A 19,026-nucleotide genomic window follows, 5' to 3' on the forward strand; every position below is an offset into this window, starting at 1 on the left:
AAGAAAGAGGAGAATAAATGAACAAGAGGAACGTTGCAGATATCTATGGATTATCCACCATGCAGGAAGGCATGCTGTTCCACAGCTTGAAAAGTGAAAGCAGCAGCATGTATTTGGAGCAATTCTCGTGCAAATTACACGGGCAGATTAATTTCGAATATTTTTGGGATGCCTGGCAGAAGGTCATTAACGATCATTCCGCTCTAAGAACCGCCTTTGTCTGGGAAGGTGTGAAAAAACCTGTTCAGGTAGTTCTGAAGCAATGCGAATGCAGCTACATTCAGTATGACTGGAGCAATCTGCCGAGGGAAGAAATCGAGCATGATTATAGCATGTTTCTTGAAAATGACCGAATGATGGGTTTTGAACTGGACAAGGCTCCGCTGATGAGATTTGCTCTAATTCAAATTACAGAAGACAGCTATTATTTTGTCTGGAGCTTTCACCACATTATAATGGATGGCTGGTCACTGCCTCTGGTACTGGAGGAAATGTTCGGGAATTATAAAGCGTTCAAGACAGGGGAAGCGCCGGCGAAGCACAAATCCGTATCATTTAAGGACTATATCCATTGGCTGCATAAACAGGATGCCGGGGTCTCCAGACAGTACTGGAAAGAAAAGCTGAAGGGCTTTGAGGAAGCTTTGCCTCTGTATACTGAACCTGCAGTGGAAGAGCAGAAGGGTGAGACCCGTAAACTCTCCTTACGGCTTTCAGAGGATATACATCATTCTATCGAGCAGATCACTAAAAATAACGGGTTCAGCGCCTACCAACTGTATAATCTTGCCTTTGCCATCCTGTTGAGTAAATACAGTGGAAAAGAAGATGTCGTCTATGGGACAACTGTATCGGGAAGACCTGCGGAATTAAAAGGTATCGATCACACCGTAGGCATCTTTATCAATACCATTCCGGTTCGTGTTCAGTTAGACGGTAACCTTACCTTGCTGGAGTGCCTGGAGAACCTCACACAGGATCAAATCAGCCGCAGTCCCCATGAATATATGTCTTTGGCTGAGATCAGCAGCGCCCATAATCTGCCTCAATTATTCCAGAGTATCTTTGTATATGAGAATTATGCCAACGCGCAGGCTTATAAGGATATCACAGAGTTCTCCATAACAGAGCTGCAATTAAGAGAAGAAATCAATTATCCGCTGGCCTGGGTGGTTAAGCCGGATCACGGAATCCTTGTGGAGACGATTTATAATTCCGCTTATTTCAGCGACAGGATCATTGAAGAATTTCAAAGGAGCTTCATAACGATTTTGGATGAAATGGTCCTTAAAATAAATAAAGCTATCCGCACGATTCAACTGCTTCCATCGGAGCAGAATACAGATTTCAAAGCAGGGAAGGCAGTATCCGCCGTTGTGAACCTGCATAACCAGCCTATCCCTCAGAGTTCGGCTTCCGCTATACCGCGCGTTCTGATTGTTGATCCCTATGGGCACCCGCTTCCGGACGGATTCGAGGGCAGTGTATGTACGCCGGATCAGACCGCTTCCGGGTATAGGGGCCGTTATTATGCAGATGGAACGTTAATGATTAATGAGACCTTAAGCACCAGCATGATGATTGGCGGAATCAAACGTGATTTGCCTGCGCTGGAGCATGCCTTAAGAGCGGAGTCATTAGTAGAAGACGTGAAGCTGCTTCACCGTTATAACAGGAAGGGTGAATCCAAGCTCGTTGTCTATTATGTGGAACCGGTGACGGATGCTGTAGTGGAACAAGCGGCATTCGATGAAGAACGAACTGGAGCCATAAGAAGTGCAATCGTCGACAGATTGTGCATCTTGCTTGACTTCAATAAGAAGGATTGTCTGGCAGCAGCAGAGCTCGTTCCTGTGTCAAACATTCCTTATTACAGAGATGGCGTTGTCAAAATCAATGATCTGCTCGAACTGGAAATTATTAATGACAACCTCATTCAGCGCTGGAGTAATTTAGTGATCCCGGATGAGCAGAGCGCTATGAGTGAATCTCCTGTGAAGTTCGTGCGCAAGGCCGTAAGAATCAGCCGGGATAACGTGCATATCTCCGATTTGGCCGATGATTTTTCTTTTATTAAGAAGAAGAGCTCCGGCAAAATGGACAAGGCTGAAGGGGTTGAGACCCGCAAGGAAGAGAGCAGCGCTGAAACACAGCTATCCCTCATTGTTGGAGAAGACGTGATCATTCCTGAGAATACGGTCTTTGATCTGGGTTATTACATCAAACGGGCTGCCAATCAAGCTCCTGAGGATTATGGCATCCGGTTCGTTAATTATGATGGCAGCATTGACTTTGCTAACTATAAGCAGGTCTACAGTGAAGCCAAGGCTATCTGCTGCGGTCTTATCGAAAGAGGGCTGCAGCCTGGGGACAAGGTCATCTATCAGATGGATAACAACCGGAATTATGTAAATACGTTCTGGGCTTGTATGTTAGGCGGCTTTATCGGAATTCCGGCCACGGTAGCTGCTTCTTATAAAGAAGATAATGCAGTAATCCGCAAGCTGTTGAATGCTTGGAAAATGCTTGAACAGCCTGTGATTGTGACGGATGAAGCGCTGGCTGCAAGTATTCGCAGTGTTCCCGGAGTTCTTGGCGGCGAAGAAGAGTTCACCGTGTATTCCGCTGAACAATTGATGAACAGCCGGGAACTAGAAATCACCTACGAGGTGAAGCCGGATGATGTAGCGCTGCTGCTGCTTACCTCGGGAAGCACAGGAATGCCGAAAGGAGTTATGCAGACCCACAGAAATATTTTGAGACGCACGATTGCCGCCTGCCAAAATAACGGGTTTGGTCCAGAAGAAGTAACCTTTAACTGGATGCCTATGGACCATGTGGGCGGAATTGTCATGTGTAATGTAAGAGACATCTATCTGCATTGCCAGGAGATTCTGGCACCTGTTAATTATATTCTGGAAGCTCCGCTCCGGTGGCTTACGCTGATGAGTGATTTTAGAGCTACGAATACCTGGGCACCGAACTTTGCCTTTAATTTGATTAACAGCCTTGAGAGTGGAATCAAAGCACTGAATATTGACCTGTCTGCCCTGCGGTTTATAACCAACGGCGGAGAAGTGGTAGTGGCGCGGACCGCACTGAAGTTTAATGAGATCCTTAAGCCGTATCATCTGGATAAGTCGGCAATGATGCCGTGCTTCGGGATGTCCGAGACGTGTGCGGGTTCCATCTATTCCAGTGATTTTGGTCAAGACTTAGTGAAACAGGAGGATAGCAGTGTAAGTGTAGGCAGACCTCTTCCAGGGAACAGCATCCGTATTGTCGATGCTCAGAATGAATTAGTGCCTCTCTATACAGAGGGACGCTTTCAGATGGCCGGGGTGTGTATTACACCGGGATATTACAATAACCCCAAAGCAAACGCCGAAGCATTTACGCCAGACGGCTGGTTCGATACGGGGGATCTGGGGATTATAACCGACCGGGGACTTACCATTACAGGCAGGGCCAAAGACATCATTATCATCAATGGTGTCAACTATAATAATTCGGAAATTGAGGCCATTCTTGAGGAGATTGACGGGGTTGAAGTATCTTATACGGCTGCGGTATCAGTCAAAGCAAGCGGTTCACAAGAGGAAGAATTAGCGATATTCTTCCATCCGGTATCTATGGATGCCGCCAAGCTCAAAGGGATCATCAAAGAGATGCAAAAGGTAATCACTTCAAAAATCGGGCTTGTTATTGAATACATCATCCCTCTGGCTAAAAAAGATATTCCAAAGACAGGAATTGGTAAAATTCAGCGGATTCTGTTAAGAGATTCCCTGCTTGCCGGCAAATACGATGCTGTCCTGAAAAAACTCGAAATCGTCAGAAATAAGAACACCGTAAAGCCATGGATATTCAAGAAAGTATGGAAGCCGCTGAGCTTTAAGGCTGAAGAGGGCACCGTACCCTGCGTCAATATCCTGGTGTTTGAGGACCGCTACGGATTGGCGGGTGAATTCATAGAAGGTATGGGCCTGGATGAAACCAGGGTCATATCGGTCAAGCAAGAGGACCGCTTCCAGGTATATGACCGGAATCATTATGGCTGTGATTATACCCGTTATGAGGGCTGCAAAGAGCTGTTTGACTATTTTAAGCAAATCGGGTGGAAGGCCGATCATATGATCTATCTTCCCACTTATCAAATAAACGCTAGCGGACATACAGATATCTCAAACAGTAACCAACTCGGTGTATTTAGTCTAATCCACTTACTGCAGGTATTGGCGAACAATGACCTATGCGCTTCTACAAGCCTGTATGTGGGTAGCAGCAATGTATTTCAGGATGCAGGCGGCCTGGAAACCCGTTATGATAATGCCGCATTAATCGGCTTCATGGCTACTCTGGATACGGAGAATACGGGTGTACGATCGCTGCTGATCGATTTGGAAGGAAGGGATATCAAGCAGGATGCCCGCTTATTACGCGCTGAGATTATGCACGGAGAGACTGCAGTGAAGGAAATCAGCTACCGTGACGGCAGGAGATTAACATGGAAGCTCCGGAATGTGCCTTTACGGAAAGCAGAACCCAAGACAAAGTTCAAACAAGGCGGACATTATGTGGTAACCGGGGGACTTGGGGGCATCGGCACAAAAATTTGCAGTCAGCTCATTGAAAACTATCAGGCTAATCTTCTGATCCTGGGAAGAAGCGATCTGGGGACTCTTGAGGATAAGGATAGCAGAGTTCAGCATTACAACCAATTAGTTGCACTAGGAACTTCCATCAGTTACCGGCAGGCGGATGTGTGTGATCTGGATTCCATCATGCAGGCGGTTGAAGATTATGAGCAATCGAAGGGAATTCAGATTGATGGAATTATACATCTTGCCGGGAATTCAAGCTACCAGCGGCATTTTGACAACCGGGATTCATACCTGATTACGGAAATCGGACAGCAGACTTTTGCCGAAGAATTCGATGCCAAGGTCTATGGCGTGCTAAATCTGTTTGAACTCTTGAAAAGCAGAAAAGATGCGATGCTGATCACTTTCTCTTCGGTGACCTCGCTGCTCGGAAGTGCGACCTTCAGTGCCTATGCGGCAGGGAACAGCTTCCTGGAAATGTTCTGCCAATATGCAGCGGGTCAATTAGGGTATGCAGTGAAATGTATCTCTTGGACGATGTGGGATAAGATCGGAATGACTGCGGGAAGCCTGCAATCCATTAACAGTCTCAGTGAATCCATCGGGCAGCATGTGATCAGTGAGCAGGATGGCCTGTTATTCTTTGAAGCCTTGCTGAACCTTGGTGACGACATGGTCTATGTAGGGATTGACGAAAATAATGTGCATATCAGCCACAGAATCGATGAGAAAGTGTATGCCAAAGAATATCTTGCTGTCTACAGGCAGGAAGATACAGAGGCGCTTCTCCAGCTTGAGAACGCCAGGGTCCTGGATGATTATGGCGCGGTAAGCACGCTGAAGATGCTCACGGTCAACAGGGATGGCGAAGTGATCGAAGAGGAACAAGCAGAGCAATATGTAGAAGCGTCTACAGATGCTGAGAGAATCATAAGCAACATTTGGTCCGAAGTATTAGCCACCGGGAAAATAGGGATGAATGATAACTTCTTTGAGCTTGGAGGACATTCCTTAAAGGCAACCCAGGTCGTCTCCAGAATCAAAAAAGAATACGGGATCGAATTTGCCATCAATGACCTATTCTATCATCCGACCGTTGGAGCGCTGGCTAAGCTTGTGGAAGAGAGAGTTCACCCGGCTACGGATTCCAAGGGAGAAGGTCACCTTCCAAAATTATCTGATGAAGAGAAGAAACAGGGCATACCGGTTTCTTATGCCCAGCAAAGACTTTGGTTCTTAAAGCAATATGATGAAGAAAGCGCGTTTTACAATATTCTGGAGTCCATCAGGCTTAAAGGCGAGTTGAATGTCGCCTGCCTGCAGCAGGCTGTTACAGAAATCGTCAAGCGCCATGAAGGACTCAGAACGACCTTCGACAACATTGAAGGGCAAATTATGCAGGTTCTGCATGATGTGGATGCCATCGAGATTCCTTTGCAGAATCTAATGCATGTGGAAGAAGAGGCAAGAGAGCAGGTAATTACCAAACTGGCAGATGAAGAAGTCCATCAGGAATTTGATTTCAAAAACGGACCGTTGATCAGATGTAAGCTGCTTAAATTTGCTGCGGATGAGCATGTTATTTTCCTCACCATGCATCATATTATTTCCGACGGCTGGTCTATGGGAGTCTTTGTACATGAATTCGTCGAGCTATATGATGCCTTAGTGAATCAAAGACCGGCCGAATTACCCGAAATTGAATGGCAGTATGCGGATTATACCCAGTGGCAGAGAGACTGGTTCACCGGAAAGGTTAAAGAAGACCAGTTCCTGTATTGGAAGAACAAGCTCAAGGATGTTGCTACCCTGGATATCCCGTCGGATTACGACAGACCGAAAGTACAAACCTTTAACGGGAAAAAGGACTTCTTTGTATATAACAAGAGCATGATGGACCGGGTGAATGAACTGGCAGAAGCTACGGGTGCTACACCCTTTATGATTTATCTGGCGGCGGTCGATGTTCTGTTCGCAAGATATACCGGACAGGAGGATATCGCCATTGGAACTCCGATTGCCAACCGGACGCGGATGGAAACAGAGAATACGATCGGATTCTTTGTGAACACCCTGGTGCTCCGCAATGATTTGTCAGGCGATATTTCCTTCATGGAATTGATTGAACGGGTAAAGACAAGTGCGCTGGAGTCCTATGATGCGCAGGATATGCCGTTCGAGATGCTGGTGGATGAATTGGAGCTGGAACGCGATTTAAGCAGAAACCCGTTGTTCCAAGTGATGTTCTCCCTTCAAAATGAAGCACTGCCAGATTTCAAGTTGCCGAATCTTGCGATTACCCGAGTGGAAACAGACAATAAATCAGCAATGTTCGATTTCTGGATTTCTATGAGAGAGCTGGAAGACGGAGTGCACACCTTATGTGAATACAATACGGATATCTATAAAACAGGCACCATACGGAAGATGATGCGGCATCTGGAGAACATCATCAACAGCCTATGCGCAGATCCTTATCAAAAAATCAAGCAGTTCAATTTCATGGATAAAGAAGAAATCAATGAAATCCTCTATGAGCACAATAAAACGGATGTTCCATTGGAGAAAGAATTATTTATCCATGAATTATTTGAAGAACAGGCGCTCTTAAGACCGGATGCACCGGCGCTGAAATTCCAGGGAGACACACTTACGTATCGGGAATTTAATATGCGGGTGAATCAAGTCGCCCATTATCTGATTGCGCAGGGAATAGGCTATGAAGATTTCGTTGGTGTGTACGCAGACCGGTCCATTGAAATGATGGTAGCCGTCTATGGGATTCTAAAAGCAGGCGCGGCCTATATCCCTATTGATCCAACCTATCCCCGGGACCGGGTAGATTATATGCTTCAGGATTCTGAGGTTAAGCTGGTGCTGACCTGCATGGACGAGACTGATGCGCTTGCGGGAATCCGTAAGGTGGATTTGCGGGACAAGGAACTGTTCCTGCCGATGAGTACCGGTAATCCGGGAGTAAAGGTTGAAGGTACCCACGCGGCGTACATGATTTATACCTCAGGTTCGACAGGAAAGCCTAAGGGAACGATTAATATTCACAGCGGCATCCGAAACCGTATGGTATGGGGCCAAAAAGAATTTGGGATGCAGCCGGGAGATCGGCAGGTGCAGAAGACGCCCTTCAGCTTCGATGTATCCTGCAGCGAGATTTTTTGGGCGCTAACGGTAGGCGCCTGTCTGGTTATAGCGAAGCCGGAAGGGCATAAAGACGTGGAGTATCTCGCTCAGCTGATCAGGGATGAACAGATTACCATCTCTCATTTTGTTCCTTCGATCCTGAAGCTGTTTCTGGAGCATCCCGGAGCCAAGCAGGCAGGAAGCAGTCTGAGAAAAGTGTTCTGCAGCGGGGAGGCATTGCCGTACCGGTTAAAGGAACAGTTCTTCCAGACCTTCGATGCAGGTCTATACAACCTGTATGGCCCTACCGAAGCCTCCGTTGAAGTATCTTACTACGATTGCAGCGAGAAGCTGGATAAAGAGATTGTGCCGATCGGCAAGCCCATCTCCAATGTACAGCTGTATGTACTGGACGAGTACATGAATCCCGTTCCTTACAATGTGAGCGGAGAGCTATTCATTGCCGGTGCGAATCTGGCCAGAGGGTACTACAAACGTGACGATCTGACAGCCGAGAAATTCATTCCGAATCCGTTCAGTAAATATGTGGCTGAACGGATGTACCGGACCGGTGACATTGTCAAATTGCTGCCGGACGGCAACATCAACTTCATAGGACGCGCTGACAATCAGGTCAAAGTAAGAGGACTGCGCATTGAATTAGGGGAAATCGAAAAGGTGATTCAGTCGCATCCTTCCGTTAAGGATAACGTAGTCATCAACTTAGAGGATGGAAATGATGTAAGAATCGTGTCCTACATTGTCCGTGATGTGAATTATAGGGAACAGGACGTCATGGAGGAGAGCAAGGAGCAGGTCACCCAGTGGGAATCGATATTCGATAATGCCTACAACAAAGAGGAAACGATTCAAGATTTCAGTCTAAATACAATCAGCTGGAACAGCAGCTACACCGGGGAGAAGCTTGGTACCCCGGAAATGGAAGAGTGGCTTGCCGATTCCGTCGATCTGATTAAGAGCTTTAAGCCGCGTAGAGTACTGGAGGTCGGTTGCGGTACAGGGATGATTCTGTTCAAAATCGCCCCGTTATGCGAAGAGTACGTGGGTATTGATTTATCGAGGATAGGCCTCGATTATATCGAACGGAATTTGGACAGCTCCATGAATGTCAGACTATATCAGAAATCGGCTGATGAGCTTGGCGAGCTGCAGAATGAGACGTTCGACACCATTATTATCAATTCTGTCATTCAGTACTTCCCGAGCGGAGAGTATCTGAATGAGGTGATTACTACTCTTTTAGGCATGCTGGACAAAGAGGGAACCCTCTTTATCGGTGATGTACGGTCCCTGCCGCTGCTAAGAAGCTATCACACTTCGGTGGAATGGTATAAGGCTCCTGCGGAAACCACCGTGCAAGAATTAAACGACCGGATTAAGAATTCCATTGTAGCGGAGAATGAGCTGCTGGTAGACTCCAAATATTTCTTGAGTCTTAAGGATTCCCTGGAGCAGGTTCAACATGTCTCCATTCTGCCTAAAGTAACAAAGTTCGAGAATGAGATGAGTAAATTCCGCTATCAGGTAGTGATTCGAACGAAAGAAGCGGAGCAGCTGGACAATATCGTTCAGTTCAGCTGGCGGAATATACAATCAGAGCAGGGGCTCCAGGATATACTCACCGGGCGGCAGGATGAGGTTATTGTAATCCAAGATGTTCTGATGGATAAGCTGGTTCATGAGAACAAGCTTGAGTCGCTGCTGAACGACCCTGCGGTGCAAGCTGCAACTGTCCGTGAGCTGAGTGAAGACGTTAGGGAGCTTCAACTGTATGCTCCAAGCTTATATGATTTGCTCGTGCAGGATGGCGGGAATTACCGGCTTCGTGCTTTGTGGAATGGCCATGGCGAGAGCGGAGATTTTCAGCTGATCTTGTTCCATAAGAATAAATATGGAGCGGACACCTGTGCCTATGATTATGAAGTGCCGAATTTCATCCGCTACAATGAGGACCCAAGTGTATACTTCACCAATCCTTTGGAGTGGAAAGATAACCACCAGTATATTCCTGTCATCAGAGAACATATCAGAAGTCAGTTGCAGGATTATATGATTCCATCATTCTTTATGGTCTTGCCGGAGATGCCGTTATTGCCAAATGGCAAGCTGAATAAGAAGATGCTTCCGGAGCCTGGAAGGTTAAGAAGAAGCGTAAGGAATGAATTTGTAGAAGCAGCCAATGACAACGAAGCCAAGGTCAAGCGAATATGGGAAGCCGTCCTGAATGCCCGGAACATTGGCGTCAATGATAATTTCTTTGATATTGGCGGCCATTCGCTGCTTGTGGTTCAGGTCTATTACAAGATCAAGGAGAGCTTTGATACGAATATTACGGTGGTGGATATGTTCAAATACCCAACCATCCGCAGTCTTTGTGAATATCTGGAGGAGACAACGAACAGCTTTGCCGAAGTCGCTTCTGCCAGTGAAGTGATGGAGACGGAGAAGGAAGCCATGAAGGTAAAGAGGAAGCGCCTTAAGGAGCTTTTGAAAAGATAAGTAAGGAGTACTTATATGGAGACTAAAAAGGATAAAATCAAATCCTTATCAAGGGAACAGCTCGCAGGACTGATTACGAAGTCCAAAGACAGCAAAAAAAGGGATATTGAGAGGGTCGCCAGAACCTCGAATGCGTTCAGCCAGTCCTTTGCACAGCAAAGACAATGGTTTATGGAGCAGTTCATGAACGGAGGCGTATATAATGTCCCGCAGTCCTATCGGCTCAAAGGCGATATAAGACTTGATATTCTGGAAGATGTGCTCAATGCAGTCGTTGAGAAGCATGAAAGTCTTAGAACAGTGTTCAACACCATAGATTATATACCGTCTCAGATTATCAGACCGTATGAACGGTTCCGGCTGGATATTATTCATCTGGAGGAATACGACGGTGCGATGAGGGATGCAAAGATCCGGGAGGTTAACAGTGAAATTGCAAGACGGCCCTTTGATTTGACTGTAGGCCCTTTGTGGCGGTTCTATGTGTTGAGATTGTCTGCAGAAGAAATCGTCTTAACCCTTTCCCTTCATCATATTATCTGTGATGGCTGGTCCTTTGGTGTAATCATGAATGAAATTGCCGGGGGCTACCGGGACAGGCTTCACGGACAAGTTGCCCGTTCATTGCTGCAGGTACAATATGTCGATTATTCGGAATGGCAGCGTAAAAGAATTGAAGGCGGCCAGCTGGATAATCAGCTGGAGTATTGGACGGGCAAGCTGAAAGATGCACCGAAGGCCATTCATCTACCCTACGATTATAAGCGAGGCAGCACACAGACTTACCGGGGAAGGACGGAGTACTTTCTCATTGAAAAAGAAGCAGTGAAGGCAATGAGCGACAGATGTGTGCAAATGAATGGCTCGATGTACCATATGATGATGTCCGCGCTAACCCTTCTGATGCATGGCTACAGTCTGGATAATAAGCTCTGCATTGGAACACCGGTTGCCAACAGAAACCAGCTTGAATTGGAGAAATTAATCGGCCTGTTCATTAATACGGTAGTTATCCAAAGTGAAATAGCCGGCAGCATGACCTTTGCAGAGTTATTCACCCAGGTTAGAGGCCATTGCATGGAAGCCTTTAATCATGCGGAGATTCCGTTTGAGCAAGTGGTCACAGGCCTTGATATTGAACGTCAGATGCAGCATTCACCAGTGTTCCAGGTGCTGTATGTTCAGACCGAGGAGTCGATGCTGAGTGTTAGTATTCCGGGAATTGAGGTTGAAGTACTCCCAGTATCGGTAGAGACGGCACAATTCGATTTGTCGTTGTACGCAACCATTCTGAAGAATGGAATATCTGCAGGGTTCGAGTACAATACGGATCTGTTCGCGCAGGATACCATTCTGCAGATGATTGAGGATTTCAAGCTATTAATCCAATTGATTACCGAAAATCCTGACCGGACCATCGGGGAATTCGTCTCCTCTCTATCGCGTAAGAAAGTAGTGATGACGGTAGTCTCCTCCTTCGAATCCGGACCAGTAGGAGAGCCGATGGAATTCTGGCTGAATAAGCTCCGGATCGACTATAAGCTGCAATTCGCACCGTATAGCCAGATGTTTCAGCAATTGATTGATGATACGGGCCTGTTATGCAGAAGCAGTCAGGGCATAGGAATCCTGTTATTCCGTTTGGAAGACTGGATTCAAGGCATGGATGCTAAGGATGCCAGGCTTGCAGCCGTGCTGACGGACAATACGAACCGGTTCATCCAATGTGCCTCCAGCTTTGTGAACAAGCATCAGTCCAAGGTCATCCTATATCTGTGTCCGGCATCGGATAAAGTCAATCAGATGAATGAAACAAAGCGGCTCATTCAACAGTCGGAGCAAAAAATAGCTGCGGAATGTGCAAAAAACGGGAATATTTCTGTACTTCATGGAGACGAAATCGCTGTGAAATATAAGCTTAGTGAGTATAACGACGGTCTTGGTGATGAAGAAGGTCATGTTCCTTATTTAAGAGAGTATTACACGGCGATGGGCACAGAACTGGTCATGAGTATTTACAATACAGCACTGCAGTCAACGGGCTGAATGATGAGAGGATGCCGAAGTTATGACATTAAAAGAGATTGTTGCGGATATTCTGGCCATCCCGGACCAAGAAACGATTCACGAAGACTTGTCACCGCAGAATGCTCCGGAATGGACAAGCCTGAAGCATATCAAGTTAATCACAACCATTGAAGATACCTATAAGGTCAAGTTCACCTTCAAGGAAGTGAAAAGCTTGAAAAATCTTGCCGCCTTTATAACGGTCTTAAAGAGCAAAGGAGTAAGCAATGAAATCTTTGAATAATGCCATTGCCGGGCAGGCGGTTCTGGCGGGAAGCACTAGTGATCATGATCTGGAAAGAATGCTGTTGATCCGTCAATATGAGCTATCGATCCTCGGGCTTTTTTCAAGCGGACATGTCACAGGGACCACTCATACCTGCATGGGACAAGAATATATTCCGGTAGCTTTGAATCCGTTCATTGAAGAAGAAGACTTTGTGATCAGCAATCACCGGGGGCATGGGCATTATATTGCCAGATATGGGGATGCAGAGGGCTTGCTGGCAGAGGTCATGGGCAAACAAGGCGCCGTATGTAATGGAATCGGAGGAAGCCAGCACATTTGCAGAGACCGCTTTATATCTACAGGGGTTCAGGCCGAAGGCATAGCGGTAGGCACAGGCATCGCCTGGAGTTATAAATACAAGCAACAAGATAATCTGGTATTTGTCTATATTGGCGACGGAACCTTTGGCAGGGGCTGCGTGTACGAAAGCTTGAACTTTGCCGGCATCTGGAATCTCCCGATGGTCATCGTTGTAGAGAACAATGGAATAGCAATATCAACCCATCAAAGCTACAGCATGTCGGGAAGTATAGAAGGCCGGGTACGGGGGTTCGGTCTTGATTATCTGTGCATCCAGAGCAAAGCTGTTAATGAAATAAGAGAACAGACGGGTGACGCTATACACCGTGTCCGCAAGGAATCCAAACCCCTGGTCATTGAATTCATAACAGATCGGGTCGCGTCCCACAGTAAAGGCGATGACACTAGAAGTGCTGATGAGCTTGCAAGAGTCCGGGAGAAATACTGGTACAACCAAATGAAAGCCAGCGATAAGGCAAGGGTAGATAAGCTTGAAGAAGCTGTCCGGAATCAAATGCAAACGCTGCAGGAACTTGTCATACACAGAGAGGGAGCAGAATGGGCGGACTATGAAAAAAGAAAAAATAAATGAGAATTTGAGAAATGCCATTCATCAGCTGATGTGTGAGGATGAGGCAGTCGTTGTAATCGGGGAAGATGTACGTGAGCCTTATGGGGGTGCCTTCAAAATCAACAAGGGATTATCTGATGATTATCCGGACAGAGTGATTGGCACGCCGATAAGTGAAGAGGGATTTGTCAACATGGCAAGCGGAATGGCAATCATGGGCCACAAACCGATCGTGGATATGATGTTTTCGGATTTCACTACATTGTCATTTGATCCTCTGCTCAATTTTGCATCCAAGTCTGTAACCATGTACGGGGATAAGCTGGATCTCAGCATGATTGTCAGATGTGCGAATGGCGGTTACAGGGGGTACGGACCCACACACAGCCAAAGCATGCAAAAATACTTCATGGGTATCCCTAATCTAAGCGTGTATGAGCTGTCTCCTTTTCATGATAATTATGATGTGTTTAACCGGATGTTGAGTGAGAAAAATCCTTGTATTTTTTTTGAAGAAAAAATAATATATTCCCAGTACAGGTATGAAAATGGCGTGATCGATGAGCTTTTCAACTATTCCTTTAAAGGTGACCATGAGAACTGGGCAGTCGCCAGTATAGAAGAAAACAGTGTACCGGATGTTCTTATCCTTTGCCCCGGAGGCTTGGCTTCCATGTGCATGAAAGTGGCTGAAAAGCTGATTATGGCGGATGAAATTGAAGTTAAGGTAGCGGTACCTTCCAAGCTGTATCCCTGCGGAATCGAGGCCATTATTGAAGATGCGGTTACAGCCGGCAAGATTCTCATTGTGGAAGAGGGGACCAGCGGGCATACCTGGGGCGAAGGAATAGCGGTCAAATTATATCCATATCTCAATAAGCAGAAGGATGGAGCCATTGAGCTCTTAAGTTCTTCTGACAGCATTATTCCCGCATCCATGTATTATGAAAGCCAGGTGCTGGTAGGGGAACAGGACATTTATGAAAGTGTACTGAAGCTGATGAAAATCGCTAAAGAAGGGTGACGGAGGCGGGTATGAGACCAATTGTTGTTCCACAGTTAAATGCGAATGATAACAGCTGCTTGATCCAGAACTATTATTGCGCTGAGGGCGAATTCATTCATTCCGGTGATCTAATTACCACCTTGGAGACCTCCAAGGCAGCTATTGATGTCGAATGTGAAGCAGACGGCTATTTTTATCCTGCGGCTAAAGAACACACTGATGTGAGGACCGGCGAGGTTATTGCCTTTGTTTTTGAGTCCCTCCAAGAAATGAATACATACAAGGAATTATCCGCGGGCAGTGCCACAGCAGAAAGCGCGGCCAATTACAAACTTTCCAATCAGGCAGAAGCGTTTGCCGCATTGCACCAATTTTCGCAGCAGGAGCTGTCATTCTTAAATAAGAAATTGATTAAATTAAGTGACTTGGAAGAGCTGCTGAAGCAAAGAAACGACGGGGATGAGGCCCGGATTCTCTTGAGTAAGAATCAAAAACAGGTCTCTAAAACAGTAACCCAATCGCATACGAATATTCCAAATGCATTTTTATTAATGAAAGTATATTGTGATGAAGCTCTAACCGGAATGCGGGAAATCGGTGAGCAGCTTGAGGTCATTGTAGGGTTTGGAGAAGTATTACCGGTGCTGCTGGTATCGATCAAGGATGAATTCCCATTGATGTACGGAAAGCTTAAGGATGAAGATACATTTATTCCTGCTGCAGAAGTCAACGTCGGTGTGACCATCGATGTGGGGACAGGTCTCTACATTCCGGTAATTAAAGCTGAACACGCTGGAAGGGTTGAGCATACTGCAGAAATAATGATGGAATATAAATATAAAGCCTTAAGAAGCAGTTTTGCTGAAACGGATCTGATGGACGGAACAATAACGATTAGCCTGAATACAAGCGCCGATGTTGTCAGCGTTATTCCTATCATTCTGCCGGGGCAGACCGGGATGATTTCCGTGGGTGCGGTAATGAAGGAATTGGTCCTGATAGAAGGGACAGTGGCAGAAAGAAGCTATATCAATCTTGGCCTGGCGTACGATCATCGTGTAGTGAACGGATTCTATGCGGTCGAATTTTTGGCGCGGCTGAAGAGCAAGATTGAACATTTTGAGATCAATGTGTAAGGTGTGAGCCCGGAAGTGGAGAGTGAAGGAGGAGGATATAGTGAGTGACATGCCGCGCAATATTTATGTATTGTCCAGCTTCACTGCTGATTTACTGGAAGACTATCTTGAAGAAGATATCAAGGAACTCGGGCTTCAGTCCACAATTGAAACCGGACCTTATAATCAGATTATTTCCCAGTGCATGGACCCGGACAGCTTATTATTTCAAAAGAAACCGGATTATTTAGTCATCTGGACCCGGTTGGAAGATATTATAGGCCGGAAAGATTTCTATCGGAAAGAGAGCTTTAATTCATGCAAGGCTGATCTGTCGATGTTGATCGAGGCCGTTCTGCATGCCAAGGCGGCACTCCGCTGCAAGCTGATTTTTATGCTCCCCCCTGTCTATGAGAACAGGCCTCTGGGAGCCGGTGACCTGCAAATTATGTACGGTGCAATGGAAACTTCCATGATGCTGCGAAAGTTGATGATGGATAAGCTTAGATTCGTTGAAGGCATATACCTGGCAGACGGGGAAGAGCTGATCCGCAGATACGGCGCAGATCAGAGCTATCACATGGGCATGTATGCTTTTGCCAAAGCTCCTTATGTGAATAGCATCTACAAAGAGGCTGCAAGACAGATTAGCCGGCTCATCAAGCTGGATCTGAGAAATAAGCGCAATATCCTTGTCTTTGATGCGGATGTCCTATTGTGTGAGCAAGAGGAACAGGAAGGACACGCAGTTCTTCATGAATTGGATGAGCAAAGAGTGGTTACAGATGATTCCTACCTTTTATTTCAGAGCTATCTGCAGGAACTTGTAAGCTGGGGAAATGAAATCATGCTGTGTTCAAGATCCGCTCCAGAACAATTGAATGCCATATTGGACAGGGAAGATCTCATCCTCACCAAGCAAGAATGTAAGTATATGAGCTGTGAGTGTGAATCGATAACAGAAGCAATCCTGCAAATACATAGAGAACATGGCGTTTCACTGGATCAATTCATTGTATTGGATACGAAAGAGCTGTACCTGAACGGAATCCGCCAGCTGCTGCTGCCGGAGGATTCTACACTTTGGATGCAGAGCGTAGAGGCCTCGGGGATTCTGGATTATATATCCGCTGAAGCTTCTCATTACAGCCATGGCGAAGATGTCTTCGCAGACAGCACAGAGGAATACAGTCTGGAGGAATTCCTTCAATCCATCCAGCTGGAAGTCACTCTGCGGGAAATCAATGAGCTGCAGGCCGAGAAGATCGAGCATATCCTCCATAATACCAAAGACTTCAACCTGACAGGGTTACTATGGACACAGGAAGAAATCATCGGAGCGCTTAACGGGGATAATCAATTGATTTATTCCGTAAAGGTACAAGACAGATTTGGAGATTATGGTACGGCCGGTACCATCATTGGAACAGTTGATAAGAAGAGCTTCAAGGTTGACGCTCTGCTCTTAAATTGCCGGGTGCTCGGTAAAAATGTTGAATATCATTTAATGAAGGAATTAGCCCATAGAATTAGAGAACACCAGTGTGACTCTATAGTGTTCCACTATCAATCCAGCGGCAGGAATGAGAGTGCGGCTCAGTTTCTGGCCAGGATTACCCGCACGGACTTGAAGCGTGTTCACTCAGGTGAAGCCCTGACCATTTCTTGTGAAAAGCTCGCGGATTATGCGAATGAAGCACTCCATCCTAACAAAGCAGACAAAGAACCGGATATTTCAGACAAACCGCACAAGGCAGACCGCAGCTTCGACCCCTACCAGTTCATTTTTAATAGATGGAATAAGCTGGATGAAGTCGAAAAAGATCAAATGAACGATCTGGTTAGTCATACGCAGTCTATTGAAGAAATAATGAGGGCGATTGCGGATTCGAAAATGAAAACAAGAACAGGCGTTAAGGTTGAATATCTGCAGCCGAGAACGGAAACGGAGCAAAAAATTTCCGGCCTGTGGGCAGATATTCTTAATGTTGACAAAGTGGGAGTTTTGGATAATTTTTTCGAACTTGGCGGAACCTCCATCATGGCGGCCCAGCTCATTGTAAAGTTCAAGAATGCCTTTGATATGATGCTGCCGGTGCGGATTTTCTTCGACAACTCGTCCATTGAGCAAATGGCGATGTATATTGAAGCGGTCAAAAGCGAGCAAAATAAACAGGATATCAATGAATCCGCCGTAAGTAATTTCCGCTATAAGACCCGAGAATTCTTGAAAAATGAGGTGTGGCTGGACGAGGAAATTACCGGAGCAAAGGAACTTCAAGCGTGGGATCATACCCGGATCCATAACGTCCTTTTGACCGGTGTGACGGGATTCCTTGGGGCATTCCTGCTGCAAGAGCTTATCGCTATGACAGATTATCATCTGGTGCTGCTGGTCCGTGCGGACAGTGTGCAGAGCGGCTACGACAGAGTTGTGGCTAATATGGAAATGTACCATTTATGGGACGAAGCTTACAGAAGCAGAATAGAAATCTGCACGGGCGATCTTGCCAGACCCTTGTTGGGCCAAGGGCAGCAGGATTTCAACGAGCTGGCAGTCCGAATCGATTCCATCTATCATGCGGGCGCTATCACTAATTTCCTGGAGCCGTATAACAAGATTAAAGATGTAAACGTACAGGGAGTTCAGGAGATTTTACGTCTGGCATCCACTCATAAGTTGAAGCAGGTACATTATGTGTCAACTCATTATGTATTCTCTACGCTCTCACACGAAAACGGCTATATCGCATACGAGGATACCATTCCGTCCGATCATGAGGTGCTTGTACTGGGATATCAGCAGAGTAAGTGGGTTGGCGAGAGAATTATAGCTCTGGCCAAAGAGAGAGGCATTCCGGTAAGTATCTACCGCGTCGGCAGAATATCCGGCTCCAGTACCACAGGGGCATGTCAAACCAGAGATATCATGTGGCTTATGATCAAAAGCTGTGTAGAGGCAGGAGTATTGTTCGAGGAGAATGTGAATATAGAATTTATTCCAGTGGATTATGTCAGCAAGTCTATTGTAGCATTGTCCACCCAAGCGGGATCAACCAACAAAAACTTCCATATTGTCGCCAGTAAAATGAACACCCTAAACCAAGTGTATACCTGGATGAATTCGTACGGGTTCAAGGTTGAAAAAATGCCGTATGAGCAGTGGAAGGATGAGTTGGTGGAAAGAGTTGCCGCGAATCCTAATCTGAATACCACCAAGGCTATGCTGCCGTTCATTCCGGAAGATATGGGTGAATGGGATGTGGAAATAACGTATGACATTACCAATGTTACCAAAGGCTTGAGTGAAACTGCGATCACATGCCCTGAGGTAGGAGAGGAGGTGTTCAACCGGTATTTGGATTACTTTGTGAAGACAAAGTATTTTGAATTACCCGTTGAGGTCAAGTGAAGGA

The 19,026-nt window shown here is 46.1% G+C and carries 7 protein-coding genes; all 7 read left to right on the top strand.

Annotated features, from left to right (window positions below):
- Nucleotides 1-17: 17 nt before the first annotated feature.
- The 7 genes from MKY86_RS10240 to MKY86_RS10270 are packed head-to-tail and all read left to right on the top strand — an operon-like array spanning nucleotide 18 to nucleotide 19,022.
- Nucleotides 18-10,262: a non-ribosomal peptide synthetase gene (locus MKY86_RS10240; protein ID WP_076073525.1), complete on the top strand. Its 10,245-nt coding sequence runs from the start codon at nucleotides 18-20 to the stop codon at nucleotides 10,260-10,262.
- Between the two features lie 15 nt (nucleotides 10,263-10,277).
- Nucleotides 10,278-12,308 carry a condensation domain-containing protein gene (locus MKY86_RS10245; protein ID WP_076073527.1) on the top strand — a complete coding sequence of 677 codons (2,031 nt, stop codon included), beginning with the start codon at nucleotides 10,278-10,280 and terminating at the stop codon, nucleotides 12,306-12,308.
- Between the two features lie 22 nt (nucleotides 12,309-12,330).
- Nucleotides 12,331-12,573, top strand: a complete 243-nt coding sequence (locus MKY86_RS10250) for an acyl carrier protein (protein WP_076073529.1) — start codon at nucleotides 12,331-12,333, stop codon at nucleotides 12,571-12,573.
- Entirely contained in the window at nucleotides 12,557-13,510 is a 954-nt protein-coding gene (locus tag MKY86_RS10255; protein ID WP_076073531.1) for a thiamine pyrophosphate-dependent dehydrogenase E1 component subunit alpha, read from the top strand. Before MKY86_RS10250 ends, MKY86_RS10255 begins: the two co-directional genes overlap by 17 nt.
- On the top strand, nucleotides 13,488-14,513 hold the full coding sequence (locus tag MKY86_RS10260; protein WP_076073533.1) for an alpha-ketoacid dehydrogenase subunit beta: 1,026 nt from the start codon (nucleotides 13,488-13,490) through the stop codon (nucleotides 14,511-14,513). The genes MKY86_RS10255 and MKY86_RS10260 overlap by 23 nt, the downstream gene beginning before the upstream one ends.
- An 11-nt stretch (nucleotides 14,514-14,524) precedes the next feature.
- Entirely contained in the window at nucleotides 14,525-15,631 is a 1,107-nt protein-coding gene (locus tag MKY86_RS10265) for a 2-oxo acid dehydrogenase subunit E2 (protein ID WP_076073535.1), read from the top strand.
- 49 nt (nucleotides 15,632-15,680) lie between these two features.
- On the top strand, nucleotides 15,681-19,022 hold the full coding sequence (locus MKY86_RS10270; RefSeq protein ID WP_340827789.1) for a thioester reductase domain-containing protein: 3,342 nt from the start codon (nucleotides 15,681-15,683) through the stop codon (nucleotides 19,020-19,022).
- Nucleotides 19,023-19,026 lie beyond the last annotated feature (4 nt).

Origin of the sequence: Paenibacillus sp. FSL R7-0333, from assembly GCF_038000365.1 — a bacterium.
Classification (GTDB): Bacteria; Bacillota; Bacilli; order Paenibacillales; family Paenibacillaceae; genus Paenibacillus_AQ; species Paenibacillus_AQ silagei.